This window comes from Streptomyces nitrosporeus (assembly GCF_008704555.1).
Lineage (GTDB): Bacteria > Actinomycetota > Actinomycetes > Streptomycetales > Streptomycetaceae > Streptomyces > Streptomyces nitrosporeus.
Genome location: NZ_CP023702.1, coordinates 6,276,923 through 6,302,632 on the forward strand (window position 1 = coordinate 6,276,923; position 25,710 = coordinate 6,302,632).

The window sequence follows — 25,710 nt, forward strand, 5'->3', positions numbered from 1 at the left end:
CGGGGGAATCAGCCGACGGTCACCGTGCCGACGACGATCCGGTGGTCCGAGCAGGCCGCGACGCCCGTGCAGGACGTCGAGATGGCGAGCGAGTCCCCGCTGTACGGCCCGGCCAGCGCGCTCTCCCGGACGAAGATGAGGTCGATCTTCGCGTTGCCCCCGCAGGGCGGGGCCGCCCCGGGGGTGCCCTGCGCCGTCCACTCCCCGTAGCCGGGGCAGTGGGCCGGGTCGTTGTCGTCGAGCTCCCGGTACGCACCGGTGTTGTCGCTGTTGGCCGGGACGTCGAGACTCGGCGCGTAGTAGGAGTTCAGCCGTCCGTAGTGCGGCTGGGCGTTGAAGTCGCCCGCGGTCAGGACCGTCCCGCCGGCGGCGTGGTAGTCCTCCAGCTTCTGCCGCACAGCCTCCAGCTGGGCCACGTTGAACGACTGGTTCGTGGTGATGTGCGTCGTGCAGAACCGGTGCCCGGTCCCGTCGGCCAGCGGCGCGCACAGCAGGTTGCGCTTCTCGGCCGTGCCGTCGTCCGGCAGCGCGAACCGGTCCGCCGTGCCCAGCGGCCGCTTGCTGAACAGCGCGTTGCCGAACGCCTCGCCGCCGCACACCGAGGCGTTGCCGGCCTGGCGGCTCGGCTCGAAGCGGGCGAAGTTCTGCGGGTCCGCCGGCCAGCCCTTGGCACGCAGCTCGTTCACGAGCGCGCTGTACTGCCCCTGGCACAGCTCGTTGAACGCGGCGAAGTCCGCCCCCCGGTTCACGATCGAGGCGGCCGCCTGCACGACCATGCCGTCGGTCGTGGAACCGCCGTGGATGGTGTTCCCCGCCACGTTCCACTGCCACACCGTGTAGGTGCGAGGCGCCGCCGCCCCGGCCTCTGCCGCCGTCGCCGGCAGCAACACCGCCGCCAGCGCCCCCGCGAGCGCGAGGCGGACGCCGCCCCACCGGATGCCGTGAAGTCCCATCGCCGATTCCCCTCCCTGGACCGGCCGCGTGTCCGGCGGCCGGGTACCGCGCTGCGTCGGTACGAGGGTGATCCTAAACAGGGCCGGAAGCGGGGCGCGTCCCCTCGTCCGGCGGTTCTCCCGGACGGTCCTCGCGCTGCCGTGCGGTGACGGTGCGGGACGGGAAGCCCGGCTGCGGGAGTGCCGGGCTTCCCGCGCGTCCTTCCCGCTCCGTCCGGCGGCCCGGAGGCGTGGCCCCCGGACCGTCCCGCTTCCGGGGCCGTCGCTCAGGTGCTCCGTGCGCGGTGGCGCCGGAGGTCGAAGCGGTCCAGGTCCATCACCTTGGTCCAGGCGGCGGCGAAGTCCTGGGCGAACTGCTCTCCTCCGCCTGCGGAGGCGTAGATCTCGGCCAGGGCACGCAGTTCGGCGTTGGAGCCGAAGACCAGGTCGGTGCGGCTGCCGGTCCAGCGCAGCTCCCCGGTGGCGTCCCGGCCCTCGAAGACTTCCGGGTCGTGGGCCGTGGGGGTCCAGGTCAGCCGCTGGTCGAGCAGATTGACGAAGTAGTCGTTGGTCAGGGTGCCGGGGGCGTCGGTGAGGACGCCCATGGCCGACTTCTGGTAGGTGGCTCCGAGCACCCGCAACCCGCCCACCAGGACGGTCATCTCCTTGGGTGTGAGGCCGAGCAGGTCGGCCCTGTCGACGAGGCGGTACTCGGCGGGGAGGGTGTCGTCCTTGCCGAGGTGGTTGCGGAAGCCGTCGGCGTCGGGCTCCAGATAGGCGAAGCCGTCCACATCGGTCTGTTCCTGGGTGGCGTCGACCCGGCCCGGGGTGAAGGCGACCCGGACCTGGAAGCCGGCGTCGGCCGCGGCCTTCTCGACGGCCGCGGTGCCGGCGAGGACGATGAGATCGGCGGTGGAGACGCCGTGGCCCGCGGGGCGGGAGGAGGTGAACGTCTCGCGGACACGTTCCAGCTCCTCCAGAAGGGAGTTCAGCCGGTAGGGCTCGTTGACGCTCCAGCTCTTCTGGGGCTCCAGACGGATCCGGGCTCCGTTGGCGCCGCCCCGCTTGTCGCTGCGGCGGAAGCTGGACGCGGACGCCCAGGCGAGCCACACCAGGTCGCGGACCGGCAGACCGGAGGCCAGGACCATGGACTTCAGCTCCGCGACGGCGGCGTCGTCGAGCGGTGCGTCGGCGGGTTCGGGCAGCGGATCCTGCCAGATCGGGTGCTCGGCGGGGACCTCGGGCCCCAGATAGCGGGTGACGGGGCCCATGTCCCGGTGGGTGAGTTTGAACCAGGCACGGGCGAAGGCGTCGGCGAACGCGTCCGGGTCGTCGAGGAACCGGCGGCAGATCCGGGCGTAGTCGGGGTCCACGCGCATGGCGACGTCGGTGGTGAGCATGGCCGGGGTGCGGCGTGCGGACGGGTCGTGGGGGTCCGGCACCGTGCCTTCTCCGGCGCCGTTCTTGGGCCGCCACTGGTGGGCGCCGCCCGGACTGGTGGTGAGCTCCCACTCGTAGCCGAGCAGGATCTCGAAGTAGCGGTTGTCCCAGCGGGTCGGGGTGTCGGTCCAGATCACCTCCAGGCCGCTGGTGGTCGTGTCGTTGCCCGTTCCGGTGCCGAAGGTGCTCTTCCAGCCCAGCCCCTGCTGCTCGATCGGAGCCGCCTCGGGTTCGGGGCCGAGACTGTCGGCGCCCGCCGCGCCGTGGGTCTTGCCGAAGGTGTGGCCACCGGCGCAGAGGGCGACCGTCTCCTCGTCGTTCATGGCCATGCGGGCGAAGGTCTCGCGGATGTCGGTGGCGGACGCCATCGGGTCCGGATTCCCCCGGGGGCCTTCGGGGTTGACGTAGATCAGGCCCATGGTGTCGGCGGCCAGCGGGGTGAGCAGTTCGCCGTCGTCCTTGTGCCGCTCGTCGGTGAGCCAGTTCGTCTCCGGCCCCCAGTAGACGGCTTCGTCGGGGCCCCAGGTCTCCTCCCGGCCGCCGCCGAAGCCCACGGTGTCCAGACCCATCGATTCCAGGGCGACGTTGCCGGAGAGCACCATCAGGTCGGACCAGGAGAGGGCGCGCCCGTACTTCTGCTTCACCGGCCACAGAAGCCGGCGCGCCTTGTCCAGGTTGACGTTGTCCGGCCAGCTGGCGACCGGGGCGAAGCGCTGCAGACCGGCGCCGTTGCCGCCGCGGCCGTCGGTGGCCCGGTACGTACCCGAGAAGTGCCACGCCATCCGGATGATGAAGGGGCCGTAGTGGCCGAAGTCGGCGGGCCACCAGTCCTGGGAGGTCGTCAGTGTCCGCGCGATGTCCTGCTTGACCGCGTCCAGGTCGAGGGCGCTGAACGCCTCGGCGTAGTCGAACCCCTCACCGTAGGGGTCGGCGGAGCGTTCGTGCCGTCTCAGGATCTCCAGGTTGAGGCGGTTGGGCCACCACTGCCGGATGCCGTCCCCCTTCATCGGATCGGCGGCGGCCTGCTGGACGGGGCATCCCCCGGCTGCCGGGTCCGTGTTGTCCGGCAGGGACTTCATATCGGCCGGTACGCGTTCTTCGTGCATGGGGGAAGCCCTTTCGGCTCGGAGGAAGGAAGCGACGAGGTCCGCCGGACGTCCGGCGGGATGTCCCTCCGCGGCCCGGGAGGGGAGGGACGCGGGCCGCGGACGCGAAGGCCCGGGCGCCCGCGGAGCTCCACGACGGGCGTCGTCAGGAGCGGGGGAAGCGGAAGGCGCCCTGGCCTCCGCCCATCTGGAGCCAGAGGTGCCCGGGCTGCTCGACCAGGCGCAGGGCCAGCGCCTCGCAGCCGGGGCAACGCCCCGTGAGCCCGGGTTCCGGTCCGTAGACGTGCAGTTGGGCGAGCGATCCCGTGAGCCCGCAGCGCGGGCAGCGCCGCCAGGCGGTGGTCGGATCCACGGAGAGGATCTGCGACAAGGGGCCGGCGAGGGAGTTGCCGTCGAGGTGGGAGAGGGAGGTCACGGTGTTCTCCAGGGAGAGGCTGCGCACGGCAGCGGTGGGGGCGGGTCAGCCGAAGCGTTCGGTGCGGATGCGGTCGGGTGCGTGGCCGGCGGCGGACAGGAGACCGGCGGCGTGTTCCACGAAGCCGGTGGGCCCGCAGACGAAGCACAGGACCGGGAGGCGGCCGGCCCCCTCGGGCGGCAGCAGGTCACCGGCACCGATGTGTCCGGGCGGCCGGGAGGAGCCCGGTGGCGCCTGCCGGGTGTAGAGGATCCGGGAGGCGGCGGCCGCGCCGGTGCCGGTGGTGAGTTCCTCGCGGTACCAGACCTGGCCGGGATCGCGGACCGAGTAGACCAGTCGCATCGGAGCCCGGGATCCTTCGAGGCGGTGGGACCGGACCATGCCCATCAGGGGCACGATGCCGCAGCCTCCCGCCACCAGCAGGACCGGATCCTCCTGCCCGGGCCGCCATACGAACCATCCGCCCAGCGGGCCCCTCACCTCGACCTCGGCGCCCACCGGGAGTTCGTGTGCGAGGTAGGGGGAGACCTCACCGCCGGGTACGGTCTGCACACCCAGTTCGATCCCGGTCCCCCGCGCGGGTGCGGCGAGGGAGTAGCTGCGTACGGCCCGGTAGCCGTCGTCCGCGCTCAGCCGTACGTCCACGTGCTGGCCGGCGAGGTGTCCGGGCCACCCGGGGACGTCGAACAGGAGGGTGCGCCCTGTCCGGGACTGCTCCCGGCGTCCGACGAGGCGGGCGCTGTGCCACGCGCTCATGGTCAGTCGCTCCAGGCCCGCTGCTCGCGCCAGGGGTCACCGTAGTTGTGGTAGCCGGCCGCCTCCCAGAAGCCCGGTTCGTCCTGGAGGGTCAGGCTGAGGCCGGTGACCCATTTCGCGGACTTCCAGAAGTACAGGTGGGGGACCAGGAGCCGTACGGGGCCGCCGTGCTCGGGCGACAGAGGGAAGCCGTCATAGGTGTGGACGAGCCACGCCTTGCCGCCCCGGAGGTCTTCGAGCGGCAGATTGGTGGTGTAGCCGCCCTCGCCGTGGGCGACGGCGAAGTCCGCCGTGGTCTCCACGCCGTCGAGGAAGGTGTCCACGGACACGCCCCGCCACACGGTGTCGAACTTCGACCACCGTGTGACGCAGTGGATGTCGACGGTCACCTCCTCCTGAGGGAGCGACATCATCTCCTCCCAGTCCCAGCGGCGGGCCCGCCCCTGCTCCGCCGTGACGGTGAAGGACCAGTCCTCGGTGGGGACATGAGGCGTCGGGCCGGCCGAGAGGACGGGAAACGACTCGGTGGGGTACTGCCCCGGCGGCAGCCGCCCCTCGAAACGGTGCGTACGGCCGTGGAAGCCCGGAGAGAAATTGCTCATGGCTGTGCGTCCGTCCTCGCGTTCTGGCCCCGCCGGGGACCGGCGGGGGAGGAAGAGGTCACGGGTGGCCCGTGCCCGTACCCGAGAGGTCCGGGTACGGGCCGGTGAACTCCCCCGGCCGCCCGCCTCCTCGGACGCGGCGACCGGCGCGGTGGTGTCTCAGACGGCGAGGAAGTCGAGGAGGTCGGTGTTGAACTTCTCTTTGTCGCCGGGGACGAGGGCGATGCCGTGGGAGCCGCCTTCGTAGACCTTGAGGGTGGCGTCCGGGATGATTTTCGCGGATTTGCGGCCGGTGGCGTCGATGGGGACGACCTGGTCGTCGTCGCCGTGCACCACCAGGGTCGGCACGTCGAACTTCTTCAGGTCTTCGTGGAAGTCGGTGGCGGCGAAGGCGTCGACGCAGTCGACGCCGCCTTCGATGGTCTGGGCCATGGCCATGTACCAGAAGGCGTCCTTGTTGCCCTGGGTGACCTTGTTGCCGTTCCGGTTGGCGCCGAAGAAGCCGACGGCGGTGTCCTTCCAGAACTGGGAGCGTTCGGCGAGGATGCCGTTCTTGATGTCGTCGAAGACGGACTGGGGGACGCCTTCGGGGTTGTCCGGGCCCTGGAGCATCAGCGGGGGGACCGCGGAGAGCAGGACGGCGGAGCGGATGCGGCTGGTGCCGTGGCGGCCGATGTAGCGGGCCAGTTCGCCGCCGCCCATGGAGTGGGCGACCAGGGTGACGTCCCTTAGGTCGAGGTGGGTGATGAGGTCGTTCAGGTCGTCGGCGAAGGTGTCGAAGTCGTATCCGTCGTAGACCGGGGTGGAGCGGCCGTGGCCGCGGCGGTCGTGGGCGATGCCGCGGAACCCGGCGTCGGCCACGGCCTTCAGCTGGTCCTGCCAGGCGTCGCCGTTGAGCGGCCAGCCGTGGATGAAGACCACGGGGCGCCCCTGGCCCCAGTCCTTGTAGAAGATCTCGACACCGTCACGCGTCGTACACACAGGCATGAGCGGACTCCTCTCGTTCCGTGAGTGTCCGGCTGCCGGGGAGGGCGGCCGGACGTGAGGGAGAAGGCCCCGATGCGGGGGAGTCCCGGACCGAGGACGTTCGGGAGCAGCACGTACGGGTCCTTCTCGCCCCCCTGTTCCATCTTCCATGGCCCGGGACTTCCCGCACGTCGGGCCTTCCGCACGCTCGCGGGCGCGCACCGCGCCGGAAAGCGGACCGGCGCCGGAAATTCCTGGCCGGACGCACCGCGCGGGCACACCGGCCCCGGCCGGGAACCGCCGGTCCGGAGCGAGGACCGCCCCGGCGGGGGCGTAGCAGGCCCTCACGGATCTCCTGCGGGCCGCGGCCACGCCCGAGGGAGACCTCCACGGACAGGGCGGCGTTGTGGGGCTGGTGCTCGCCGGGCCGGCTGACCTCGTACTCCTGGCCGTGCGGCTGGAACCGCATCGCTCGCCCGCGACGGGGTCGGGACGCACGGCGGTCATCTCCGACACGAACGGTTCCAGGTGCTCCGCGGCCGGGGCCATGTGTGTGCGAGAAGCGCCGGGGCGCGCCACAAATCGATGGACGGGCGCAGGGGCGGGCGCCAGGATCAACGCGTATGGAACCTGTCTCGCTGACGACGCGGCGCCTGCTCCTGCGCCCGCACGACGCAGGCGACGAGGACGCGGTCCTCGCCGCCTGCCAGGATGCCGGCATCCAGCGCTGGACGAACTTCCCCGTGCCGTACGAACGTCAGCACGCCGCCTCCTACCTGCGCGAACTCGTGCCACGCGGCTGGCACGACGAGACGATGTACCACTTCGCTGTGGAGGACCGGGAGAGCGGAGCGCTGGTGGCATCGGTCAATGCGCACCGCTACGCCGACACCTGGGGGATCGGGTACTGGACCGTGGCGGAGCACCGGGGCCGGGGCTATGCGACGGAGGCGGTGCTCGCCCTGGCCACGTGGGCCTTCACCGAACGAGGGGTCCAGCGCCTGGAGTGGAGAGCCGAGGCGGGGAACAGGGCCTCCTGGGCCGTGGCGGAGAAGGCCGGCTTCGTCAGGGAGGGCACCCTGCGCGCGGCGCGGACCAGGGGGAACATCCTGAGGGACATCTGGATCGGTGCCCTCCTGCCCGCCGACCTCGGTCTGCCCTTCGCCCTCCCCTACCGCCCCGTACGGAGCGGCCTTCCGGAGTGAGGCGCACAGAAGTGCCCGCGTACGCGAGCCCCACGGCGACGCGCCCGGCCCGCAGGCGACCGTAGCGCCGCGCGCCTCACTCCTCCACGCGGCGGTGCACCTCCGCCAGCGGCCGGCGCGGAGTGGCGGGCGGGCGCACACGCGGGTACCCCAGACGCAGCACCATCTGCGGGTGGCCGTAGTGCGCGGCGCTGCTGGAGACGTCCTCGCGCAGATCCGGGTCCTCCAGCGGCTGGTTGGCGAAGGAGGCCGCCACACCGTGCCCCGTGGCCTCCAGCAGCAGACGCTGGAGGGCCTGGCCGGCGGCGATCCACGCGGCGGGGTCGTCACCGGGGGTCTCCAGGACCGCGAGGTCGGGACGGGGTTCGAAGGCGGCCGCCCCGCGCCCCGGCAGGTCCAGGCCCTCGGCCAGGTCCCGCACGGGCGGAACGTCCGGGCCGGCGGCCCGGGGCACCGGCCCGAGGTTCCCGACCGGGATGGACGCCGGGGCCGCCCCGTCCGAGATCCGGGCCGCACGGTCCTCGCGTACCGGTTCCTCCTCGACCAGGGTCGCCTTGCGGATCAGCGTGAGTATCCGCTGGTACTCCGGCTCCCCGTCCAGCAGCCGCAGCGTGGCGCCCTCCCGGGCCGCCGCGTCGTGCAGCAGCGCCAGTACGCCGGCGGGCAGCGCCCGGTCCCGGAACGGGAACCGGTTGGTGCGGCGGTCGGCCACCCAGGGGTACAGGGCGTCCAGGTCCGGGTCCGGGGCGTCGCCGGTCACCTCGACCCGGGCGACGAGCAGCGGGTTCTCGGGGTCGGGCAGCACCGACACACGGGCCCCGCGGCCCAGCCGGGCGAGGGCGACGCGGATGTTGAACACCGCCGCCCCGCACGAGAGCCGGACGTCCCGGGCGGCCGAAGGGGTCGGGATGGAGGCGCTGCCCGGTTCGGCGTAGACCTCGACGAGGGCGGGGGTGGTGACGAACGACCAGGGCTGGGCGTTGAGCACGGAGGGTGCCGAGGACGCGGCGGTGGCCACCATGGTCTGTGCCTGCGTGTCGAGGGCATGTGCGGTGTGCGGCATGGCTCGCTGTCCTCCTGTGGTCGGCCGGCGCGGACAGCCCTTGCCGTCCGCGCGGTGATGTGGCTCACCTTCCAGCGTCCGGCGCCGAGCGGGAGGGCGTCAGGGGCGTCGGGCCCTCGTGGAAGGGCCGTTCGTCCCGGACCCCGGTAAGGGCGGGCCCGGCCTTTGCCGCCCCGCCCGGACCGCCACGGGCCTCAAGGGGAGAGGGCCGCCCCGGGGAGGGCGCACTCGGCCCAGACCGCCTTCCCCGGCGCCCGGTCGCGCGGGTACCGGCCCCAGCGGTCGGCGAACCCTTCGACGAGCATCAGCCCCCGGCCCCCGTCGGTGGGCCCGGAGCCGGACGGGTGGGCGATGGCGGAGGTAGTTCGAGGCGGTGCCGAGGCGTGCTGCGCCGAGGCCGGGGGCAGCTTCGAGTACGTCACGGGCGTGACCGGAGCGGTATGGCCCGAGGACGACATCTCCGTCAGTGGTTCGCGCAGACCCTCCGTGATGAGCAGGACGGCGAGGGCGGTGGTGTCCTCGTCCGGCGCCGTAGAGGCGGACCGGGCGACCCGGCAGGAGGGCGCGCAGGCCCGGTTCCGCGCGCTCGTGGAACGTCAGCCGTTTGCCCCGCCGCAGACCTGGACCGTGTTGCCGGAGCGGATGACGGAGGGGGTGGACCCGGTGACGGCGGCGATCTCCGCCGGCCGGTCGAAGGCGGTCGCACAGGGCATGTGGCGTGCGGGCGGGGTGCGGGACCGCAGTTCGTCCAGGTACCGCTCGGGGCTGCAGGCGGCGGCTGGAAAGCCGAGTCTGTCCGTCAGCACTCTGTGCCCGGTTCTCCCGGAAGCGTGCGGGTCCGCGAATTCCAGAACGCGATACAGCATGAACCCGCACGTTTGACGGCCGTGAGGGCTGCCAGGAGTGCGGGTTCATCGGGTCACGTGGCAGGTGGTACGGCTCAGCCGTGTGCTGAACCGCCGCGGACGGCGGTGACCAGCCAGGAACTGCTCCGCAGCCACACCCCGCCGTCCGCCTCGTGGGGCTGCAGAGCGGCCGTCAGCGCCTGGCGCGCGGCGTCCTGCGCGGACGGGATCACCTGGTCGAGGTGGTGACGTACGGGGCCGGAGTCCAGGAGGAACGCGGCGGCGTCCGCCGCGTCGGTGCCCCACTTCCCCGCCGCTTCGGTGCGCTGCACGTCCACCTCCTCGAACCTGCTCGCGGCGAGCAGGTCGCGGATGCGGCGGGGATCGGTGAGGGAGAACATGCCGGGGCCTCCGGCCTTCCCGAAGCCGCCGAGCGGCAGGGTCTCCTTGAGCGAGGTCAGCGCGGCGAGCCACTCGTTGGCCCCGGCTTCGGCCGCGCAGACGAAGGCCAGCCGGCCGCCGGGGCGCAGAGCGCGGTGGAGGTTGGCGAACGCGGCGACGGGGTCGGTGAAGAAGGTCATGCCGTACCGGCTGATGACCGTATCGAACGCCCCCTCGTCCAGGGCGTGGACCTGGGCGTCGCCCTGCACGAAGGCCACGTTCTCGACCCCTTCGCGTACGGCGCTCTCCCGGGCTCTGTCCAGCATCGGCTCCGACAGGTCCAGGCCGAGCGCCCGGCCGCGTGCGGCGCGCCGGGCGGCGAGGCGGGTGGTCCGGCCGGCTCCGCAGCCGACGTCCAGCACGGCGTCGGTCCCGGAGATGGCCGCGGCGTCCAGGAGGGGCTGGTTGAAGCCGTCGTTGACAGCGTCCCAGCGCTCCTGGCTGCGGGCCCACTGTGCGCCCTCGTATCCGTTCCACGCCTCGGCCTGCGCGGTGTTGGCGAACTGCCCCATGGGTGAACTCCCTCCCGCCGGGGTGTGGTGGGGCACCCCGACCCTAGAATGGGCATGTGCCCAAACAATATGGGCGAGTGCCCATACTTGCAATCGACTGACGTGAAGGGGCTGTTGTGTCACCTCGTGGAGTAGCGATTCCGGACTTGCGCGAGCGGCTGTTCGCGGCTGCGGAACGGGTGGTGGCCCGCGACGGCGCCACGGCCCTGACCAGCCGCGCGGTCACCGCGGAGGCGGACTGCGCCAAGGGCGTCCTGCACACGCACTTCTCCGGCCTGGACGAGTTCGTCGCCGAGCTGGTCCTGGACCGCTTCGCACGCAGCGCCCGCCAGGCCGAGGCCCTCGGGGCCAAGGTGGGACAGGCCACGGTCGCGGAGAACCTCCAGGAGGTCGTCGGGGCCCTGCTGGACTCCCTGCCGCCGGCGGTGGTGGGCCTGGCGATGACCCGGCCCGCGGCCGCGTCGCACACCCGCGAGGGCTTCCGGTCGGGCGCGCCGGCGTTCGATGCGATCCAGGACGCCGTCAGCGACTACCTCCAGGCGGAACAGCACGCCGGTCGGCTCCCGGCGGGCAGCGACGCCGCCGCCGTCGCGCTCGCGCTCGTCGGTACGACCCATCACTTGCTGATGACCCGCAGCCCCGCGCAGACCGCCGGCACCGCGGCGACCGTGAAGCGCCTGCTGGCTGTCCTTCTCGGCGACTGAGTGCCGGTCACCGCCCCGGCACTGTCCGGTTCCAGGGTCCCTGGGCACGCTTCGACCGGCGGATCCTCCAGGCGGCCGAAGGCCCCGGCCGGGGGCGGATCGTACGAGGGGCGCACGGCGACCTCCTCCGCGCAGCCTTGGAGCCGCCCTGCCGGGCGGCTGTCCGTGCCGCTGGTGATGGCGGTGCTCACCGGCCTGCCGGACATGCACGTCCTCGGCCCCGGGGTGCACCGCAGTCGCCGCGTGCGGAGGAAGGCCACCACGGCATGGCGATGGCCATGGCCGCCGACGACGCGTCGCACGCGAGCGCGGGGTGCTCGCACACGGACGGCGGAACCAGTGGAACATCACCCGCCGGTCGTCTATCAGCCACAGGTCGTTTCCGGGAGGGCGATGCCGGAGGCGAGACGGCGGGGAGCCGGCGGACCTGTCCACCGACGGCGACGCCGACCGGGGTCAGGGCGTGTTCCCGCCGGATGTCATCGGTCACCGGCTCGGAGACGATCCGGGCCCGGCGCACTTGGACATCCCTGGCGACGGCTTCGCGCACCAGCGGCGTGACGTGAGGCCCGGACCGTCACCGGCGGTCTTCAGGTCCGCCCCGGCCCGCCCGCCCCGCCCGGGACCGGGAGAGCGCCACCCCCGCCAGGCAGAGCACGCCGCCGCCGACCGCGAGCGGCGCGGGTATCTCGTCGAGCAGGACCCAGGACATCAGCACCACCAGCGCCGGTACCGCGTACGTCGTCGCGCCCATCCGGCCCGCGGTGGTGCGGGCCAGCGCGTAGGCCCAGGTGGTGAAGGCCAGGGCCGTCGGGAAGACACCGAGATAGACCATGTTCAGCGTCGCGGGGACGGGGGCGGCGGCGGCCTCGGAGACCAGGGTCCCGGCGAACGGCAGACAGGCGACCGTGCCGGTCAGGCAGCCGAACGTGGTGACCTGGAGCGCCGAACCGTGCCGCAGCGCGGGCTTCTGGGCGACCACCCCGCCCGCGTACGCCACCGCCGCCAGCAGGCAGAGCAGGACACCGAGCACCGAGGCGCCCTCCTCCCCGGACAGCGACACCCCCACCACGGCCGCGCCCGCGAAGGACACGGCCATCCCGGCGAGCAGCCGGCGCGGCAGCCCCTCGCCGAGCAGCCCGGCGCTCAGCAGGGCGATCAGGAGCGGGCCGGTGTTCACCACCATCGCGGCGGTGCCCGCGTCGACCTCCCGCTCGCCCCAGTTGAGCACCACCATGTACAGCCCGAACCAGAGCAGTCCCGAACCCGCGATGCCGGGCCACGCGCCGCGGCCCGGCAGTCCTTCACGGCGTACGAGCAGGATCGCCCCGAGGACCAGGGTCCCGGCGAGCAGCCGGCCCAGCGCCAGCGCTCCGGGGGAGTAGGCATCGCCCGCGCTGCGGATGGAGACGAAGGCGGAGGCCCACAGGACCACCGTGGTGCAGGCGGCGGCCAGGGCGCGCCGGTCGCGGGCGGGGGCCGGCGCCGGGGGCGGTGTCGAAGTCATGGGACGACCGTAGGGGCGCGGGATTTCGGCCCCCGCCGAACTGTCGGGGGGCGCTGAGGAGCCGTCAGGGACGGTCGGGAGCCATCAGGAGCTGTCAGGGAGTCGTCAGGAGCCGTCGGGGGCGTCGAGCGACGCGGGGTCGATGCCCAGATGGGCCCGCAGGGACCGCAGCCCGAGCGCGGTGGGCCGGACCGCCCGCCCCGTCCCGATCCGCTCGCACCAGCCCGCGTCCAGGGTGTGGCGGCACAGGGCCGCGCCCGCGCCGCCCGCCAGATGGGGCCGCCGCTCGGTCCAGTCAAGGCAGGCGCGCGCCAGGGGGCGGCGGGAGGCGGTGTCCAGCGCCACCCCGAGCGCCCCGAACCACTCCAGGCCCTCCCCGGTGAGCGCGAAACCGGTGTCCTGCCGCAGCAGCCCCCGCTCGGTCATCGCGTCCGTGATCCGGATGCCGAGCCGCCCCGCGAGATGGTCGTAGCAGGTGCGCCCCCGGGCCAGCGCCCGGCCCGCGCTCACCTCCCGCAGGGAGCGGGGCGCCGCCTCCGGACCGCCGTGGGGCACGGCGTACGCGGCCAGTTCCTCGACGAGCTGGGCGGCCCGGGGCCCGGCGAGACGCAGATAGCGGTGGCGGCCCTGGCGCTCCTCGGCCAGCAGCCCCCCGGCCACCAGCTTCCCCAGGTGCTCGCTGGCCGTCGACGCGGCCACCCCCGCCCCCCGGGCCAGCTCGCCCGCCGTCCAGGCCCGGCCGTCCAGCAGGGCGAGGCAGAAGGCGGCGCGGGTCTCGTCCGCCAGCAGCGCCGCCAGGGCGGCGAGCCGGGGCGCCGAGGGAATGTGCGGTGTCGTACGGGCCATGGGACCAGGATGCGTCAGCGACGGTTCGGTCCCCGCCGAACGGTGGCGGAGGTGACCATCTGCTCGTACTGGAGCGACAGCCCGTCCAGCAGGGCCCGCAGGCCCGTCTCGAAGGCCCCTTCGTCGACCTGCTGGCGCCGTTCGGCCAGCAGGTGGGCCTGGCCCAGGTGCGGGTAGTCCGCCGGGTCGTACGCCGTCTCGTCGTCGACGAAACCGCGGGCGAAGGAGCCGAGCGCGGAGCCGGTGACGAAGTAGCGCATCAGCGCGCCGATGTACGTCGCCTGGGCGGGCGGCCAGCCCGCCTCGACCATCGCGCCGAAGACCGCGTCGGCGACCCGCAGCCCGGCCGGGCGGCGGCCGGGGCCCTGGGCGAGCACCGGGACGATGTGCGGGTGCGCGGCGAGCGCGGCCCGGTAGGAGACGGCCCAGTCGTGCAGGGCGGCCGGCCAGTCGCGCGGGTCGGACTCCTCGAACATCGACAGGTCGACCTGGGCCGAGACGGCGTCGGCGACCGCGTCGAGGATCTCGTCCTTGTTGCGGAAGTGGTTGTAGAGCGAGGGCCCGCTGACCCCCAGCTCGGCGGCCAGCCGGCGCGTCGAGACCGCGTCGAGCCCTTCGGCGTCCACGAGCGCGCCCGCCGCCTCGACGATGCGGTCTCTGCTGAGGAGGGGCTTGCGCGGTCGGGCCATGCGGCTCATAGTAGGGCCTGCACAGATAAAACTAGCAGTGCTAATTTAAAGTGGGGTGCCGCAGGATGAACCTGGAGCTGAGCGAGGAGCAGGAAGCCGTACGGCAGCTTGCCGAGGACTTCGTCGCACGGGAGATCACCCCGCACGTCGTCGAGTGGGACCGCGCCGAGAGTGTCGACAAGTCGATCGTGAAGAAGCTGGGCGCGCTGGGCTTCCTCGGGCTGACGATCCCCGAGGAGTACGGCGGCTCCGGCGGGGACCACCTGGCGTACTGCCTGGTCACCGAGGAGCTGGGGCGCGGTGACTCCTCCGTGCGCGGCATCGTGTCCGTCTCGCTGGGCCTGGTCGCCAAGACCATCGCCTCCTGGGGGAACGAGGAGCAGAAGCGGCAGTGGCTTCCGCGCCTCACCTCGGGGGAGGCCGTCGGCTGCTTCGGGCTCACCGAACCGGGCACCGGCTCCGACGCGGGCAGCCTGAGCACCCGTGCCGTACGCGACGGCGACGACTACGTGATCAACGGCTCCAAGATGTTCATCACCAACGGCACCTGGGCCGACGTCGTCCTGCTCTTCGCCCGTACCGGCGACGCCCCCGGCCACAAGGGCGTCTCCGCCTTCCTGGTGCCGGCCGACGCCCCCGGACTGACCCGGCGCACGGTCCACGGCAAGCTGGGGCTGCGCGGCCAGGCCACCGCCGAACTGGTGCTGGAGGACGTCCGCGTCCCCGCCGCCACCCTCCTGGGCCCCGAGGGCAAGGGCTTCTCCGTCGCCATGTCCGCCCTGGCCAAGGGGAGGATGTCGGTCGCGGCCGGCTGCGTCGGCATCGCCCAGGCCGCACTGGACGCCGCCGTGCGCTACGCCGGTGAGCGCGAGCAGTTCGGCAGGCCCATCGCGGGCTACCAGCTCGTCCAGGAGCTCATCAGCGACATCTCCGTCGACGTGGACGCCGCCCGGATGCTGACCTGGCGCGTCGCCGACCTCATCGACCGCGGCCAGGACTTCGCCACCGCCGCCTCCACCGCGAAGCTCTTCGCCTCCGAGGCCGCCGTCCGCGCCGCCAACAACGCCCTCCAGGTGTTCGGCGGTTACGGCTACATCGACGAGTACCCGGTCGGCAAGCTGGTCAGGGACGCCCGCGTGATGACCCTGTACGAGGGCACCAGCCAGATCCAGAAGCTGATCATCGGGCGCGCGCTCACCGGGGTCTCCGCCTTCTGAGGCCCCCGTGTCCGGGGCGGCCCCCCGGGGCCGCCCCGGCCTTCGTCCCCCGTCCCCGCGCGCCCGGTGCGTGCCCGGTGCGCGCCGGCCCGTACGGGCAAAGGCTTCTAAGCGCTTGCTCAGGGTCGGGTATGGTATGCCTCCGACGAGGGGAAAGGGGCATGTGGCGATGAGCACGGCGGAGGAGACCCGCGGCGAGGACACGCCGTGGAGCGAGGTCACGCCCGAGGCGGCCAGGCGACTGCTCGTGGCCGCCGTCGAGGCATTCGCGGAGCGCGGGTACCACGCGACCACCACCCGTGACATCGCCGGCCGGGCCGGGATGAGTCCCGCCGCGCTCTACATCCACTACAAGACCAAGGAAGAGCTGCTCCACCGGATCAGCCGGATCGGCCACGACCGCGCCCTGCGCCTCCTGGAGGCGGCGGCCGACGGGGAGGGCAGCGCGGCCGGCCGGCTGGCCGACGCCGTACGTTCCTTCGTCCACTGGCACGCCGAGCGCCACGCCACGGCACGCGTGGTGCAGAACGAACTCCAGGCGCTCGGCGACGAGCACCGCGCCGAGATCCTCGACCTGCGCCGCAAGAGCGACGCGATGGTGCGCCGGATCATCAACGACGGTGTGGAGGCGGGGGAGTTCGACGTCCCGGACGTCCCGGGGACCACCCTGGCCGTGCTGTCGCTCTGCATCGACGTCGCCCGCTGGTTCAACGCCCAGGGCAGCCGGACGCCCGAAGAGGTCGGCACGCTCTACGCCGGGCTCGCGCTGCGCATGGTGGGCGCCCGCGTGTGAGGCCGGCCGCCTGCGCCCGCATGTGAGGCCGGCCGCTTACGCCCGTGTGCGAGACCGGCCGCCTGCGCCCGCGTACGAGACCGGCCGACGGTGCGCGCCGGGGACGGGCCCCGGCGCGCGAGGCCCGGAGGGCGGCCCGCGGCTCAGAAGTAGTAGCGGGACACCGACTCGGCGACGCAGGCCGGCTTGTCGCCGCCCTCACGCTCGATCGTGACGAGGGCGGTCACCTGGACCCCGCCGCCCGCCTCCTCGACGTTCTTGAGCACGGCCGTGGCGCGCACCCGTGAGCCCACCGGCACGGGGGAGGGGAAACGGACCTTGTTGGTCCCGTAGTTGATGCCCATCTTGGCGCCCTCGACCGTGAGGACCTGCGGTACCAGCACGGGCAGCAGCGACAGGGTGAGGTAGCCGTGCGCGATCGTCGTGCGGAAGGGGCCGGCCGCGGCGCGCTCGGGGTCCACGTGGATCCACTGGTGGTCGCCGGTGGCCTCGGCGAACTGGTCGATCCTCTTCTGCTCGATCTCCAGCCAGTCGCTGTGGCCGAGTTCCCGGCCCACTCCGTCCCGCAGCTCCTGGGCGGACGTGAAGATCTTCGGCTCTGCCATGTTCCTGCTCCCTGCCTTCCGGCGCCCCTCCTCGGGGCTCGGTCGTCGCGATGTCTAAGCGCTTGCTCAGCATGGTTGGGCGGTGCGCCCCTGTCAACGACGGGCGGCCGTGAGGTGAAAACCACGGGCGGACGCGGCACGGGGAGCAGTAGGGTCCATGGAGTGCCACAGATCCCGCAGACGCTCAACGAACTCTCGGTCGGCCAGCTCTCCGCGCGCAGCGGGGCCGCCGTGTCCGCCCTGCACTTCTACGAGACCAAGGGCCTGATCAGCAGCCGCCGCACCAGTGGCAACCAGCGCCGCTACACCAGGGACGCACTGCGCCGGGTCGCGTTCGTCCGCGCCGCGCAGCGGGTCGGAATCCCGCTCGCCACCATCCGGGAGGCGCTGGCGGAACTGCCCGAGGAGCGCACCCCCAACCGCGACGACTGGGCGCGGCTCTCCCGGGCGTGGCGCTCGGAACTGGATGAGCGGATCAGGCAGTTGGGGCGGCTGAGGGACCACCTGACGGACTGCATCGGCTGCGGGTGCCTGTCCTTGGAGACCTGCGTGCTCTCCAACCCGGACGACGTCTCCGGCGAGACCATGGCGGGCTCCCGGCTGATGCCCGAACGCCGCCCGAAGGGCCACCGGTAGGCCGCACCCGGTGCCCGGTGCCCGGTGCCCGGTGCCCGGTGCCCGGAGCACGCCGCGGAGCCCGGACGGGCCGGGCAGCCCGGCGCGCGGATCCGCGCACGTCCGGCCCGGTGGCCGGCGGCCCGCCTCCCCGGCGGGCCGCGCCGCCCCCGCGCCGCTCACGCCGCCGACGCCAGCCGCTCCCCCCGGGACCGGTGGGCCCGCTCCACCGCCTCGGAGGTCAGCACCGGCCGCGGCACCAGGATCCCGCACCCCGTGCAGACCGGCCCGTACCAGGGCTCGCGGTCCAGGTCCCGCCGCCAGACGATCTCCGTCGCCGCGCACACCGGGCAGGCCGGTCCCGGCTCGCCCCCCAGGGCGGAGATCAGCCGGCCCAGCACCTCGGCGAGCGGCGCGTCCGGATGGACCGCCGGGTCGTCGCAGGGGGCGATGTCCCGGCCGCCCCAGGTCCGCCGGTGCCAGTCGTCGAACGAGCCCGGCCGGCGCAGCCCGCCGTGCTTCTCCCGCCGCCGGCGCTCGGCGAACCCCGCCTCGTACGCGAGCCAGACGGCCCGCGCCTCCTCCAGCTCCTCCAGCGCGCCGATCAGGCGCTCCGGATCGGGCGCCCGGTCCTCGGGACCGATCCCGTGCCGGGCGCACAGATGGTCCCAGGTCGCCCGGTGCCCGTAAGGGGCGAACCGTTCCAGGCATTTGCGCAGCGAGTACCGCCGCAACGCCAGATCGCCCCGCGGGTCGCGGACCTGTCTCGCAAGACTCCGGAAACCGGCCATCGCACTGCCACCTCCGTCACTCGTACTCCGGCTCAAGGGATGGACGTACGACTGCCCGGTTCGGCTCCATCGAAAGGTGGAAAGCGTCCATGGAACGAGACGGCGCACGTGGGGCGGCGCACACGGAGAGGGGAACGGGGGGCGTGCGCGGAGGGCGTGCCGGTGCGCGGGGCGCCGGGCGGGCGGATGTGTGCCGATTCGGAAAAGGTGACTGATGTTCATCTTACCGAGTGGCCATACCGCCGGTAACCTCCGGCGCATCGGCCACCCGGAGGAGCACGCATGCCCCCACGCACCCGCACGCTCAGAGCCGCCACAGCCGCGGCCGCCCTCGCTCTCGGTACGTCCCTGCTCGCCGCCGCACCCCAGGCCACGGCGACCCCCGCCGAGCCCGCCGCCACCGCCGCCGCCACCGACCACTGCCAGGGGCGGTGCGCCGACATCCTGCCGCCCGGCCAGAACGGCAACGCCACCCTCGTCGAGATCCTCGGCAACAAGGCGTTCGGCACCCACCCCGCCCACAGCGACGACCAGATCGACCGCTACAACGGCCTGGTCGCCGGCCACACGGGCCTCACCGACCAGAAACTGACCGACTTCTTCAACGACGCCTCGTTCGGTGTCCCCGCGGACCAGGTCGAGTCCGTCACCAAGCCCCGCGAGGACGTCACGATCACCCGGGACAAGAAGACCGGCGTCCCCCACATCCAGGGCACCACCCGCTACGGCACCGAGTACGGCGCCGGCTACGCGGCCGGCCAGGACCGGCTCTGGCTGATGGACCTCTTCCGGCACATCGGGCGCGGGCAGCTGACCTCGTTCGCCGGCGGAGCGCTCGCCAACCAGGGCCTGGAGCAGCAGTTCTGGCCGCAGGCCCCGTACACCGAGGCCGACCTGGAAGCCCAGATCGAGCGGATCCGCACCACCGAGGGCGCCCGCGGCGAACAGGCCATGGCCGACGCGCAGGCCTACGTCGACGGGATCAACGCCTACCGCGACAAGGCCAAGAAGGGCCGCTACTTCCCCGGCGAGTACGTCCTCACGGGCAAGATCGACGCCATCACCAACGTGGGCGAGATCCAGCCGTTCAAGCTGACCGACCTCATATCGATCGCCTCCGTCGTCGGCGGGCAGTTCGGCGGGGGAGGCGGCGGCGAGGTCCAGGCCGCGCTCTCCCTGCTCGCCGCCCAGCAGAAGTACGGGCTGGAGGAGGGCACCCGGGTCTGGGAGTCCTTCCGCCAGCGCAACGACCCCGAGGCCGTCCTGACCGTCCACGACGGCACCTCCTTCCCGTACGCCACCAAGCCCGACCGGGCACGCGGCACCGCCCTGCCCGACGCCGGTTCCGTCACCGCCGAACCGCTGATCCACGACCGCACCGGCTCGGCGGGCACAAACAGGAAGGACCCCGTCGACGCCCCGGCGGACCTGAAGCCGGCCCAGGGGATGTACGACGACGGCGTCATCCCGGAGGGCTCCCTGCCCGGCTCCGGCGACGGTGCGGCCAAGCGCGGCATGTCCAACGCCCTGCTGGTCGCCGGGAAGCACACCGCGAGCGGCAACCCCGTCGCCGTCTTCGGCCCCCAGACCGGCTACTTCGCCCCGCAGCTGATGATGCTCCAGGAGCTCCAGGGCCCGGGGATCAGCGCCCGCGGCGTCTCCTTCGCCGGGGTCGGCATGTACGTCCAGATGGGCCGCGGCCAGGACTACGCCTGGAGCGCCACCTCGGCCGCGCAGGACATCACCGACACCTACGCCGTCGAACTCTGCGAACCCGACGGCTCCGCGCCGTCCAAGAACTCCGCCCACTACCTCTACCGGGGCACCTGCACCGCGATGGAGAAGATGGAGCGCACCAACTCCTGGAAGCCCACCGTCGCGGACTCCACCGCCGAGGGCTCCTACCGGATGCAGGTGTGGCGGACCCGCTACGGCGTCCTCACCCACCGGGCCACGGTCGGCGGCAAGCCCGTCGCCTACACCTCGCTGCGCACCACCTACCGCCACGAGGCCGACTCGATCATCGGCTTCCAGATGCTCAACGACCCGGCGTACGTCACCGACGCGGCCTCCTTCCAGCAGGCGGCCTCCCACATCGACTACGCCTTCAACTGGTTCTACGCCGACTCCCGCACCACCGCGTACTACAACAGCGGCATGAACCCGGTGCGCGCCCCCGGGGTGGACGCGGCGCTGCCGGTGAAGGCCGAGAAGGCGTACGAGTGGCAGGGCTTCGACCCGGCCGCCAACACCACCGACTACACGCCGTTCGCCCAGCACCCGCACTCCAGCGGCCAGGACTACTACATCTCCTGGAACAACCGGCAGGCGAAGGACTACTCCACCGCCGCGTTCGGCTTCGGCGCGGTGCACCGCGGCGACCTGCTCGACGACCGGGTGGCCGCGCTCGTCGCCGACGGCGGGGTGACCCGGGCGTCTTTGACCCGGGCCATGGAGGAGGCCGCCCTCACCGACCTGCGGGGCGAGCAACTGCTGCCGGAACTCCTGAAGGTCATCCGCTCCCAGCCGGTCACCGACCCGGCCCTGAACACGGTGGTGCAGCAGCTGGACTCCTGGCGGGCGGCCGGCGCCCAGCGCAAGGAGACCGCCCCGGGATCGCACACGTATACGCACGCGGACGCGGTCCGGATCATGGACGCGTGGTGGCCGGAGCTCGTCGAGGCGGAGTTCCGCCCCGGACTCGGTGACGACCTGTACGCGGCGCTCACCGCGAGCCTGGCCACCGACGAGTCCCCGGCGGCCAGCCACGGGCCGAGCGGGGCGCACAGCGGCTCCGCCTTCCAGTACGGCTGGTGGGGCTTCGCCGACAAGGACCTGCGCCAGGTGCTCGGACAGACCGTCAAGGGACCGCTGGCCAGGACGTACTGCGGCAACGGCGACCTGAGCGCCTGCCGTGACGCGCTGCTGACCACCCTGAAGCAGGCGGCCGCCGCACCCGCCACGGAGGTCTACCCGGGCGACGACAGCTGCGAGGCCGGGGACCAGTGGTGCGGCGACGCCATCGTCCACCGCGCCCTGGGCGGGATCGGCCACAAGACGATCCACTGGCAGAACCGCCCGACCTACCAGCAGGTCGTGGAGTTCCCCTCGCACCGGTAGCCGCCGGCGCGGCCCCGGCCCGGCCGCCGGATATCCGGTGGCCGGGCCTCACGGTGCGCGGATACGGTCCGGATCATGAAAGCGACCGTACGCCTCGAAGAACTCACCCCGGACAACGTGCTCGACGCCTGCCGGCTGGAAGTGGCCCCGGGCCAGGAGGGGTTCGTGGCCCCGGTCGCCCGCTCGATCGCCGAGGCGTATGTCCACCCGGACGTCGCCTGGCCCCGGCTGATCTGCGACGGGGACCGCGCGGTGGGCTTCGTGATGGCCTTCTTCGGCATCCCCTTCGCCTACGACCGGGGCGTCCCCGGGGCCCCGGCGCGCTCCGGGCTCTGGCGGCTGGCCGTCGCCGCCGGCGAACAGGGCCGGGGGTACGGCCGGTTCGCCGTCACAGCCGTGAACGACGAGATCCGCCGGCGGGGCGGCACGCTGTCCACCGTGACCTGGCGTTCCGGGGAGGGCGGGCCGCAGGAGTTCTACCTGCGCCTGGGCTACCGGTGGCGGGGGCTGACCGAGGACGGCGAGAACCTCGGCGAGATGGACCTGGCCTCACCCGGCCCCGCCTGACCCGCCCGCCGGGACGCCCGGGGGCGGCCCGGACCGCCCGGCCGCCCCAAACGCCTCACCGGTACAGCAGGTACTCCCGCCGCACCTTCCGGAACGCGGCCAGGTCCGCCTCCCAGGCGCCCACCACCTCGTCCGTGTCCGCACCCGCGTCGATCATGGTGCGGACCAGGGTGCTCCCGGTGAGCTTGTCGATCCAGTGGTCCGCGCGCCAGGCGAAGCCGCTCCAGGTCCGCTTCGCCGTCACCAGCAGCCCGATCCCCGTACGTACCGGGTCGAAGGACTCCCGGTCGTGGACGTGCAGCTGCACCCCGCCGGCCGTCCTGCCCTGGAACTTCGAGAAGGACGGCGTGAAATACGCCTCCCGGAACGTCACGCCCGGCAGCTCCAGCGCGTTCGCCGCGGCCGCCCACCGGCGGTCGATCCCCTCCGCGCCCAGCAGTTCGAACGGGCGGGTCGTGCCCCGGCCCTCCGACAGGTTGGTGCCCTCGAACAGACAGGTGCCCGGATAGACCAGCGCCGTCTGCGGCGTCGGCATGTTCGGGCTGGGCGGCACCCACGGCAGGCCGGTGGCGTCGAAGAAGTCCGAGCGCCGCCAGCCCGACATCCTCACCACCTCCAGCTCCACGGGCCGCTCGGTCAGGAACTCCCCGGCGAACAGCAGCGCCAGCTCGGCGACCGTCATCCCGTGCGCCTGGGCGATCTCCCGGCGCCCCACGAACGTCGCGAACGCCGGGTCCAGCACCGGCCCCGAAGCGGCCCGCCCGGCCACCGGGTTCGGCCGGTCCAGCACCACGAACCGCTTCCCCGCGAGCGCCGCCGCCTCCATGCAGTCGTACAGCGTCCAGATGTACGTGTAGAAGCGGGACCCGGCGTCCTGGATGTCGAAGACGACCGTGTCCACCCCGGACGCGGTGAAGACGTCCGCCAGCGCCTGACCGCTCTTCAGATAGGTGTCGTGGACGGGCAGACCGGTCGCCGGGTCGTCGTACCGCCCCTCCGAGCCGCCGGCCTGCGCGGTGCCCCGGAAGCCGTGCTCGGGGCCGAAGACCGCGGTCAGTTCCACCCGGTCGTCGGGGTGCATCACGTCCACGATGTGCCGCACGTCCGAGGTGACGCCCGTCGGGTTGGTGACCACCCCCGCCTTCTGCCCCGCCAGCAGCCGGTACCCGTCGGCCGCCAGCCGCTCGAAGCCCGTACGCACACCGGGGCGGCCGGGGCCGCGGCCCGGGGAGGCCGCGGCGGGACCGGCCTGGGCCGCGGTGACCGCGAGCGCCCCCACCGCACCGCCGACGGCCAGCACACCACGTCTGGACAGGGTCATCCCACTACCTCCATGATCGCGCCGACTGTCATGGCCATGCACGCTAGCGCGGCCGGCGGCGGCGCGGAACGCCTCCGGCTGGGCAGGTTCCCAGTCCTGCCCCGAACCCCTTCCCCGATCACATACCGACTGGTTAGTCTGCCCGCAGGACGGACAGGAGAGGCGGAGGCGCATGGGTACGGTGCAGGGCGCGGGCGTAGTGGTGACCGGGGCGGGCGGCGGCATCGGCGCCGCGCTGGCCCGCAGATTCGCCGCGGAGGGTGCCCGGGTCGTCGTCAACGACCTCGACGGGGACCGCGTGAAGGCGCTCGCCGACGAGATCGGCGGCACCGTCGTGGCCGGCGACGCCTCCGGCATCGTGGACGCGGCCCGCGAGGCCCTCGGCGGGACGGTGGACGTCTACTGCGCCAACGCCGGCCTCGCCTCCGGCGGCGACGCCTTCGCCGAGGAGGACGTCTGGGCCAGGGCCTGGGACGTCAACGTGATGGCCCACGTGCGCGCGGCCAGGGCGCTGCTGCCCGGCTGGCTGGAGCGCGGCAGCGGCCGCTTCGTCTCCACCGCCTCGGCCGCGGGCCTGCTCACCATGATCGGCGCGGCCCCGTACAGCGTCACCAAGCACGGCGCCGTCGCCTTCGCCGAATGGCTCGCGCTGACCTACCGGCACCGCGGGATCAAGGTCCACGCGATCTGCCCGCAGGGCGTACGCACGGACATGCTCACCGCGTCCGGCTCCGCCGGCGACCTGGTGCTCGCGCCCACCGCGATCGAGCCGGAGGCCGTCGCCGACGCCCTGTTCGACGCCATGGAGCAGAACCGCTTCCTGGTCCTGCCCCACCCCGAGGTCGCCGGCTACTACCGGGCCCGGGCCGAGGACCCCGACCGGTGGATCGGCGGCATGAACCGCCTCCAGCGCGCATGGGAGGGGACCGGCGCATGAGCGGGTCGATCTACGCGGCCAGGCCCTGGACCGCCCTGCTCAGCGAGGCGCAGCTGGCCCCCGTCCACCCGGCCGAGACACTGGTCCACGCCTTCCGCGCCGCCGCGGACAGGGCCCCGGACCGCACCGCCCTCGCCTACTTCGACGGCCGTCTCGGCTACCGGGAGACCGACGCGCTCTCCGACTCCGTGGCCGGCCACCTCGCGGCCGAAGGGCTGGAGCGCGGCGACCGGGTCGCGATCATGCTCCAGAACACCCCGCACTTCGTCCTCGCGCTGCTGGGCGCCTGGAAGGCCGGCGCCACCGTCGTGCCGCTGAACCCGATGTACAAGTCCGGCGAGGTCGGCCACGTCCTGAAGGACGCCGGGATCAGCGCACTCATCTGCTCCGACCGGGCCTGGGAGTCCTATCTGCGGGACACCGCCGAGGCCGCCCCCGGCGTGCGCATCGTCCTGACCGCCTGCGAACTCGACCTGCAGAGCGCGGACGACCCCCGCGTGCTCGGGTTCGAGCGGCTCCCCGCGCCCGGCCCCGGCGACCGGGCCGCCGACCTGGTGGCCGTCGCCCGCAAGGGCACCGCCGCGCCCGGGGGCAGGGGACCGGCCGCCTCGGACACCGCGCTGATCAGCTACACCTCGGGAACCAGCGGCACCCCCAAGGGCGCCATGAACTCCCACCGCAACATCATGGTCAACGCCGAGCGCCAGCGGACCGGCCACCCCATCGGGGAGGGGGCCGCCTACTTCGCGCTCGCCCCGCTCTTCCACATCACCGGCATGGTCTGCCAGCTCGCCGCCTGCGTCGCCAACGCGGGCACCCTGGTGCTGGCCTACCGCTTCGAGCCGGGCGTCGTCCTGGACGCCTTCGCCGAGCACCGCCCCGCCTACACCGTGGGGCCCTCCACCGCCTTCATGGCGCTCGCCGCGCACCCCGGGGCCACCCGGGAGCACTTCGCCTCCTTCCAGGTGATCTCCTCCGGCGGCGCACCGCTGCCGCCCGCCCTGGTCGAGAAGTTCCGCGACGGCCTCGGCCCGTACCTCCGCAACGGCTACGGCCTCACCGAGTGCACCGCGCCCTGCGCCGCCGTGCCCCCGGAGCGCGAGGCCCCCGTCGACCCGGTCTCCGGCACCCTGTCCGTCGGCGTCCCCGGCCCCGACACCCTGGTGCGGATCATCGACGAGAAGGGCGACGACGTCCCCTTCGGCGAGCTGGGCGAGATAGCCGTACGCGGCCCGCAGGTCGTCTCCGGCTACTGGAACCTCCCCGAGGCCACCGAGGCCGCCTTCCCGGACGGGGAGCTGCGCACCGGCGACATCGGCTTCATGGACACCGCGGGCTGGCTCTACGTCGTCGACCGCAAGAAGGACATGATCAACGCCTCCGGCTTCAAGGTGTGGCCGCGGGAGGTCGAGGACGTCCTCTACACCCACCCCGCCGTCCGCGAGGCGGCCGTCGTGGGCGTCCCCGACGCCTACCGGGGCGAGACCGTCCGCGCCTACGTCAGCCTGCGTCCCGGCGCACAGGCGGAGCCCGCCGAACTGAGCGCGTACTGCAGGGAGCGCCTCGCCGCCTACAAGTACCCCCGCGAGGTGGAGATCCTGACGGAGCTGCCCAAGACCGCGAGTGGGAAGATCCTGAGGCGGGAACTGCGTTCCTCCCGTTAGACGGCGTACGAAGAGGTCCGGACAGGACGCAAGACGGTCCGGACAGGACGA

General features: G+C 73.2%; 24 protein-coding genes and 1 pseudogene. 9 read left to right on the plus strand and 16 right to left on the minus strand.

The genetic code is table 11. The features are described from left to right. Nucleotides 1–8 precede the first annotated feature (8 nt). The 6 genes from CP967_RS27715 to CP967_RS27740 form a co-directional block, all read right to left on the minus strand. Nucleotides 9–953, minus strand: coding sequence for an endonuclease/exonuclease/phosphatase family protein (locus tag CP967_RS27715; RefSeq protein ID WP_208838881.1), 945 nt, complete (start codon nt 951–953; stop codon nt 9–11). 266 nt (nt 954–1,219) lie between these two features. Then, nucleotides 1,220–3,478 (minus strand): catalase/peroxidase HPI, encoded by a 2,259-nt coding sequence (gene katG / locus CP967_RS27720; protein WP_373300457.1) that lies wholly within the window; start codon nt 3,476–3,478, stop codon nt 1,220–1,222. A gap of 145 nt (nt 3,479–3,623) precedes the next feature. Continuing rightward, complete coding sequence (locus CP967_RS27725) at nt 3,624–3,920, minus strand: DUF6510 family protein (protein WP_229888672.1); 297 nt, start codon at nt 3,918–3,920, stop codon at nt 3,624–3,626. Between the two features lie 18 nt (nt 3,921–3,938). After that, nucleotides 3,939–4,649, minus strand: coding sequence for an FAD-binding oxidoreductase (locus CP967_RS27730; RefSeq protein WP_150490584.1), 711 nt, complete (start codon nt 4,647–4,649; stop codon nt 3,939–3,941). Nucleotides 4,650–4,651: 2 nt separating this feature from the next. After that, entirely contained in the window at nt 4,652–5,251 is a 600-nt protein-coding gene (locus tag CP967_RS27735) for a sulfite oxidase-like oxidoreductase (protein WP_150490585.1), read from the minus strand. 159 nt (nt 5,252–5,410) lie between these two features. Next, the gene (locus CP967_RS27740) at nt 5,411–6,238 is read right to left on the minus strand and encodes an alpha/beta fold hydrolase (RefSeq protein ID WP_150490586.1); all 828 of its coding nucleotides are present in this window, start codon (nt 6,236–6,238) and stop codon (nt 5,411–5,413) included. A gap of 602 nt (nt 6,239–6,840) precedes the next feature. Here CP967_RS27740 and CP967_RS27745 point away from each other — a divergent pair. Next, the gene (locus tag CP967_RS27745) at nt 6,841–7,422 is read left to right on the plus strand and encodes a GNAT family N-acetyltransferase (protein WP_150490587.1); all 582 of its coding nucleotides are present in this window, start codon (nt 6,841–6,843) and stop codon (nt 7,420–7,422) included. Nucleotides 7,423–7,498: 76 nt separating this feature from the next. Here CP967_RS27745 and CP967_RS27750 read toward each other — a convergent pair whose 3' ends face one another. The 3 genes from CP967_RS27750 to CP967_RS27765 all read right to left on the minus strand — a co-directional run bounded on the left by CP967_RS27750 (nt 7,499) and on the right by CP967_RS27765 (nt 10,283). Continuing rightward, nucleotides 7,499–8,485 (minus strand): Acg family FMN-binding oxidoreductase, encoded by a 987-nt coding sequence (locus tag CP967_RS27750; RefSeq protein WP_150490588.1) that lies wholly within the window; start codon nt 8,483–8,485, stop codon nt 7,499–7,501. A gap of 596 nt (nt 8,486–9,081) precedes the next feature. After that, the gene (locus CP967_RS34365; protein ID WP_190175106.1) at nt 9,082–9,291 is read right to left on the minus strand and encodes a hypothetical protein; all 210 of its coding nucleotides are present in this window, start codon (nt 9,289–9,291) and stop codon (nt 9,082–9,084) included. Between the two features lie 134 nt (nt 9,292–9,425). Further along, a complete protein-coding gene (locus CP967_RS27765; RefSeq protein ID WP_150490589.1) occupies nt 9,426–10,283 on the minus strand; it encodes a class I SAM-dependent methyltransferase in 858 nt (285 codons plus the stop codon). 116 nt (nt 10,284–10,399) lie between these two features. Between CP967_RS27765 and CP967_RS27770 the strand changes: the two genes are divergently transcribed. Next, nucleotides 10,400–10,987 carry a TetR family transcriptional regulator gene (locus CP967_RS27770; protein WP_150490590.1) on the plus strand — a complete coding sequence of 196 codons (588 nt, stop codon included), beginning with the start codon at nt 10,400–10,402 and terminating at the stop codon, nt 10,985–10,987. Nucleotides 10,988–11,320: 333 nt separating this feature from the next. Here the strand turns inward: CP967_RS27770 and CP967_RS34875 are convergent. From CP967_RS34875 to CP967_RS27790, 4 genes and pseudogenes are all read right to left on the minus strand, one after another. Then, a pseudogene (locus CP967_RS34875) lies at nt 11,321–11,546 on the minus strand (DUF6879 family protein); the annotation flags it as partial. Nucleotides 11,547–11,564: 18 nt separating this feature from the next. Then, a complete protein-coding gene (locus tag CP967_RS27780; RefSeq protein ID WP_150490591.1) occupies nt 11,565–12,494 on the minus strand; it encodes a DMT family transporter in 930 nt (309 codons plus the stop codon). 105 nt (nt 12,495–12,599) lie between these two features. Next, nucleotides 12,600–13,340, minus strand: coding sequence for an ArsR/SmtB family transcription factor (locus CP967_RS27785; protein WP_150490592.1), 741 nt, complete (start codon nt 13,338–13,340; stop codon nt 12,600–12,602). Between the two features lie 14 nt (nt 13,341–13,354). Then, the gene (locus tag CP967_RS27790) at nt 13,355–14,029 is read right to left on the minus strand and encodes a TetR/AcrR family transcriptional regulator (protein ID WP_150490593.1); all 675 of its coding nucleotides are present in this window, start codon (nt 14,027–14,029) and stop codon (nt 13,355–13,357) included. A gap of 65 nt (nt 14,030–14,094) precedes the next feature. Between CP967_RS27790 and CP967_RS27795 the strand changes: the two genes are divergently transcribed. Together CP967_RS27795 and CP967_RS27800 are read left to right on the plus strand one after the other, a co-directional pair. Beyond that, nucleotides 14,095–15,246 (plus strand): acyl-CoA dehydrogenase family protein, encoded by a 1,152-nt coding sequence (locus CP967_RS27795; protein WP_150490594.1) that lies wholly within the window; start codon nt 14,095–14,097, stop codon nt 15,244–15,246. Between the two features lie 169 nt (nt 15,247–15,415). Then, a complete protein-coding gene (locus tag CP967_RS27800) occupies nt 15,416–16,039 on the plus strand; it encodes a TetR/AcrR family transcriptional regulator (protein WP_150490595.1) in 624 nt (207 codons plus the stop codon). 143 nt (nt 16,040–16,182) lie between these two features. Here CP967_RS27800 and CP967_RS27805 read toward each other — a convergent pair whose 3' ends face one another. Beyond that, nucleotides 16,183–16,644 carry a MaoC family dehydratase gene (locus tag CP967_RS27805; RefSeq protein ID WP_150490596.1) on the minus strand — a complete coding sequence of 154 codons (462 nt, stop codon included), beginning with the start codon at nt 16,642–16,644 and terminating at the stop codon, nt 16,183–16,185. A gap of 162 nt (nt 16,645–16,806) precedes the next feature. Here CP967_RS27805 and soxR point away from each other — a divergent pair, with 162 nt between their 5' ends. After that, a complete protein-coding gene (gene soxR / locus CP967_RS27810; protein WP_150490597.1) occupies nt 16,807–17,280 on the plus strand; it encodes a redox-sensitive transcriptional activator SoxR in 474 nt (157 codons plus the stop codon). A gap of 158 nt (nt 17,281–17,438) precedes the next feature. On the opposite strand, the gene CP967_RS27815 is transcribed toward soxR, so the two are convergent. Then, nucleotides 17,439–18,050, minus strand: a complete 612-nt coding sequence (locus CP967_RS27815; RefSeq protein WP_150490598.1) for a hypothetical protein — start codon at nt 18,048–18,050, stop codon at nt 17,439–17,441. Between the two features lie 282 nt (nt 18,051–18,332). Here CP967_RS27815 and CP967_RS27820 point away from each other — a divergent pair, with 282 nt between their 5' ends. Both CP967_RS27820 and CP967_RS27825 read left to right on the plus strand, forming a co-directional pair. Further along, nucleotides 18,333–21,170: a penicillin acylase family protein gene (locus CP967_RS27820; RefSeq protein WP_150490599.1), complete on the plus strand. Its 2,838-nt coding sequence runs from the start codon at nt 18,333–18,335 to the stop codon at nt 21,168–21,170. 75 nt (nt 21,171–21,245) lie between these two features. After that, a complete protein-coding gene (locus tag CP967_RS27825; RefSeq protein WP_150490600.1) occupies nt 21,246–21,737 on the plus strand; it encodes a GNAT family N-acetyltransferase in 492 nt (163 codons plus the stop codon). Nucleotides 21,738–21,792: 55 nt separating this feature from the next. Here the strand turns inward: CP967_RS27825 and CP967_RS27830 are convergent, their stop codons facing one another. After that, nucleotides 21,793–23,058 carry an exo-beta-N-acetylmuramidase NamZ family protein gene (locus CP967_RS27830; RefSeq protein ID WP_150490601.1) on the minus strand — a complete coding sequence of 422 codons (1,266 nt, stop codon included), beginning with the start codon at nt 23,056–23,058 and terminating at the stop codon, nt 21,793–21,795. A 172-nt stretch (nt 23,059–23,230) separates the two neighbouring features. On the opposite strand from CP967_RS27830, the gene CP967_RS27835 reads away from it, so the two are divergent. Together CP967_RS27835 and CP967_RS27840 are read left to right on the plus strand one after the other, a co-directional pair. Next, nucleotides 23,231–23,995: an SDR family oxidoreductase gene (locus tag CP967_RS27835; protein WP_150490602.1), complete on the plus strand. Its 765-nt coding sequence runs from the start codon at nt 23,231–23,233 to the stop codon at nt 23,993–23,995. Continuing rightward, nucleotides 23,992–25,659: an AMP-binding protein gene (locus CP967_RS27840; protein WP_150490603.1), complete on the plus strand. Its 1,668-nt coding sequence runs from the start codon at nt 23,992–23,994 to the stop codon at nt 25,657–25,659. The genes CP967_RS27835 and CP967_RS27840 overlap by 4 nt, the downstream gene beginning before the upstream one ends. Nucleotides 25,660–25,710 lie beyond the last annotated feature (51 nt).

Bases quoted from the DNA above. Each gene is read 5' to 3' on its own strand.
- katG (WP_373300457.1), bottom strand. From the start codon at position 3,478: ATGCACGAAGAACGCGTACCGGCCGATATGAAGTCCCTGCCGGACAAC.
- CP967_RS27790 (WP_150490593.1), bottom strand. From the start codon at position 14,029: ATGGCCCGACCGCGCAAGCCCCTCCTCAGCAGAGACCGCATCGTCGAG.
- CP967_RS27785 (WP_150490592.1), bottom strand. From the start codon at position 13,340: ATGGCCCGTACGACACCGCACATTCCCTCGGCGCCCCGGCTCGCCGCC.
- CP967_RS27715 (WP_208838881.1), bottom strand. From the start codon at position 953: ATGGGACTTCACGGCATCCGGTGGGGCGGCGTCCGCCTCGCGCTCGCG.
- CP967_RS27835 (WP_150490602.1), top strand. From the start codon at position 23,231: ATGGGTACGGTGCAGGGCGCGGGCGTAGTGGTGACCGGGGCGGGCGGC.
- CP967_RS27735 (WP_150490585.1), bottom strand. From the start codon at position 5,251: ATGAGCAATTTCTCTCCGGGCTTCCACGGCCGTACGCACCGTTTCGAG.
- CP967_RS27745 (WP_150490587.1), top strand. From the start codon at position 6,841: ATGGAACCTGTCTCGCTGACGACGCGGCGCCTGCTCCTGCGCCCGCAC.
- CP967_RS27740 (WP_150490586.1), bottom strand. From the start codon at position 6,238: ATGCCTGTGTGTACGACGCGTGACGGTGTCGAGATCTTCTACAAGGAC.
- CP967_RS27825 (WP_150490600.1), top strand. From the start codon at position 21,246: ATGAAAGCGACCGTACGCCTCGAAGAACTCACCCCGGACAACGTGCTC.
- CP967_RS27800 (WP_150490595.1), top strand. From the start codon at position 15,416: ATGAGCACGGCGGAGGAGACCCGCGGCGAGGACACGCCGTGGAGCGAG.
- CP967_RS27805 (WP_150490596.1), bottom strand. From the start codon at position 16,644: ATGGCAGAGCCGAAGATCTTCACGTCCGCCCAGGAGCTGCGGGACGGA.
- CP967_RS27780 (WP_150490591.1), bottom strand. From the start codon at position 12,494: ATGACTTCGACACCGCCCCCGGCGCCGGCCCCCGCCCGCGACCGGCGC.
- CP967_RS27840 (WP_150490603.1), top strand. From the start codon at position 23,992: ATGAGCGGGTCGATCTACGCGGCCAGGCCCTGGACCGCCCTGCTCAGC.
- CP967_RS27830 (WP_150490601.1), bottom strand. From the start codon at position 23,058: ATGACCCTGTCCAGACGTGGTGTGCTGGCCGTCGGCGGTGCGGTGGGG.
- CP967_RS27765 (WP_150490589.1), bottom strand. From the start codon at position 10,283: ATGGGGCAGTTCGCCAACACCGCGCAGGCCGAGGCGTGGAACGGATAC.
- CP967_RS27815 (WP_150490598.1), bottom strand. From the start codon at position 18,050: ATGGCCGGTTTCCGGAGTCTTGCGAGACAGGTCCGCGACCCGCGGGGC.
- CP967_RS27730 (WP_150490584.1), bottom strand. From the start codon at position 4,649: ATGAGCGCGTGGCACAGCGCCCGCCTCGTCGGACGCCGGGAGCAGTCC.
- CP967_RS27820 (WP_150490599.1), top strand. From the start codon at position 18,333: ATGCCCCCACGCACCCGCACGCTCAGAGCCGCCACAGCCGCGGCCGCC.
- CP967_RS27795 (WP_150490594.1), top strand. From the start codon at position 14,095: ATGAACCTGGAGCTGAGCGAGGAGCAGGAAGCCGTACGGCAGCTTGCC.
- CP967_RS27750 (WP_150490588.1), bottom strand. From the start codon at position 8,485: ATGCCGCACACCGCACATGCCCTCGACACGCAGGCACAGACCATGGTG.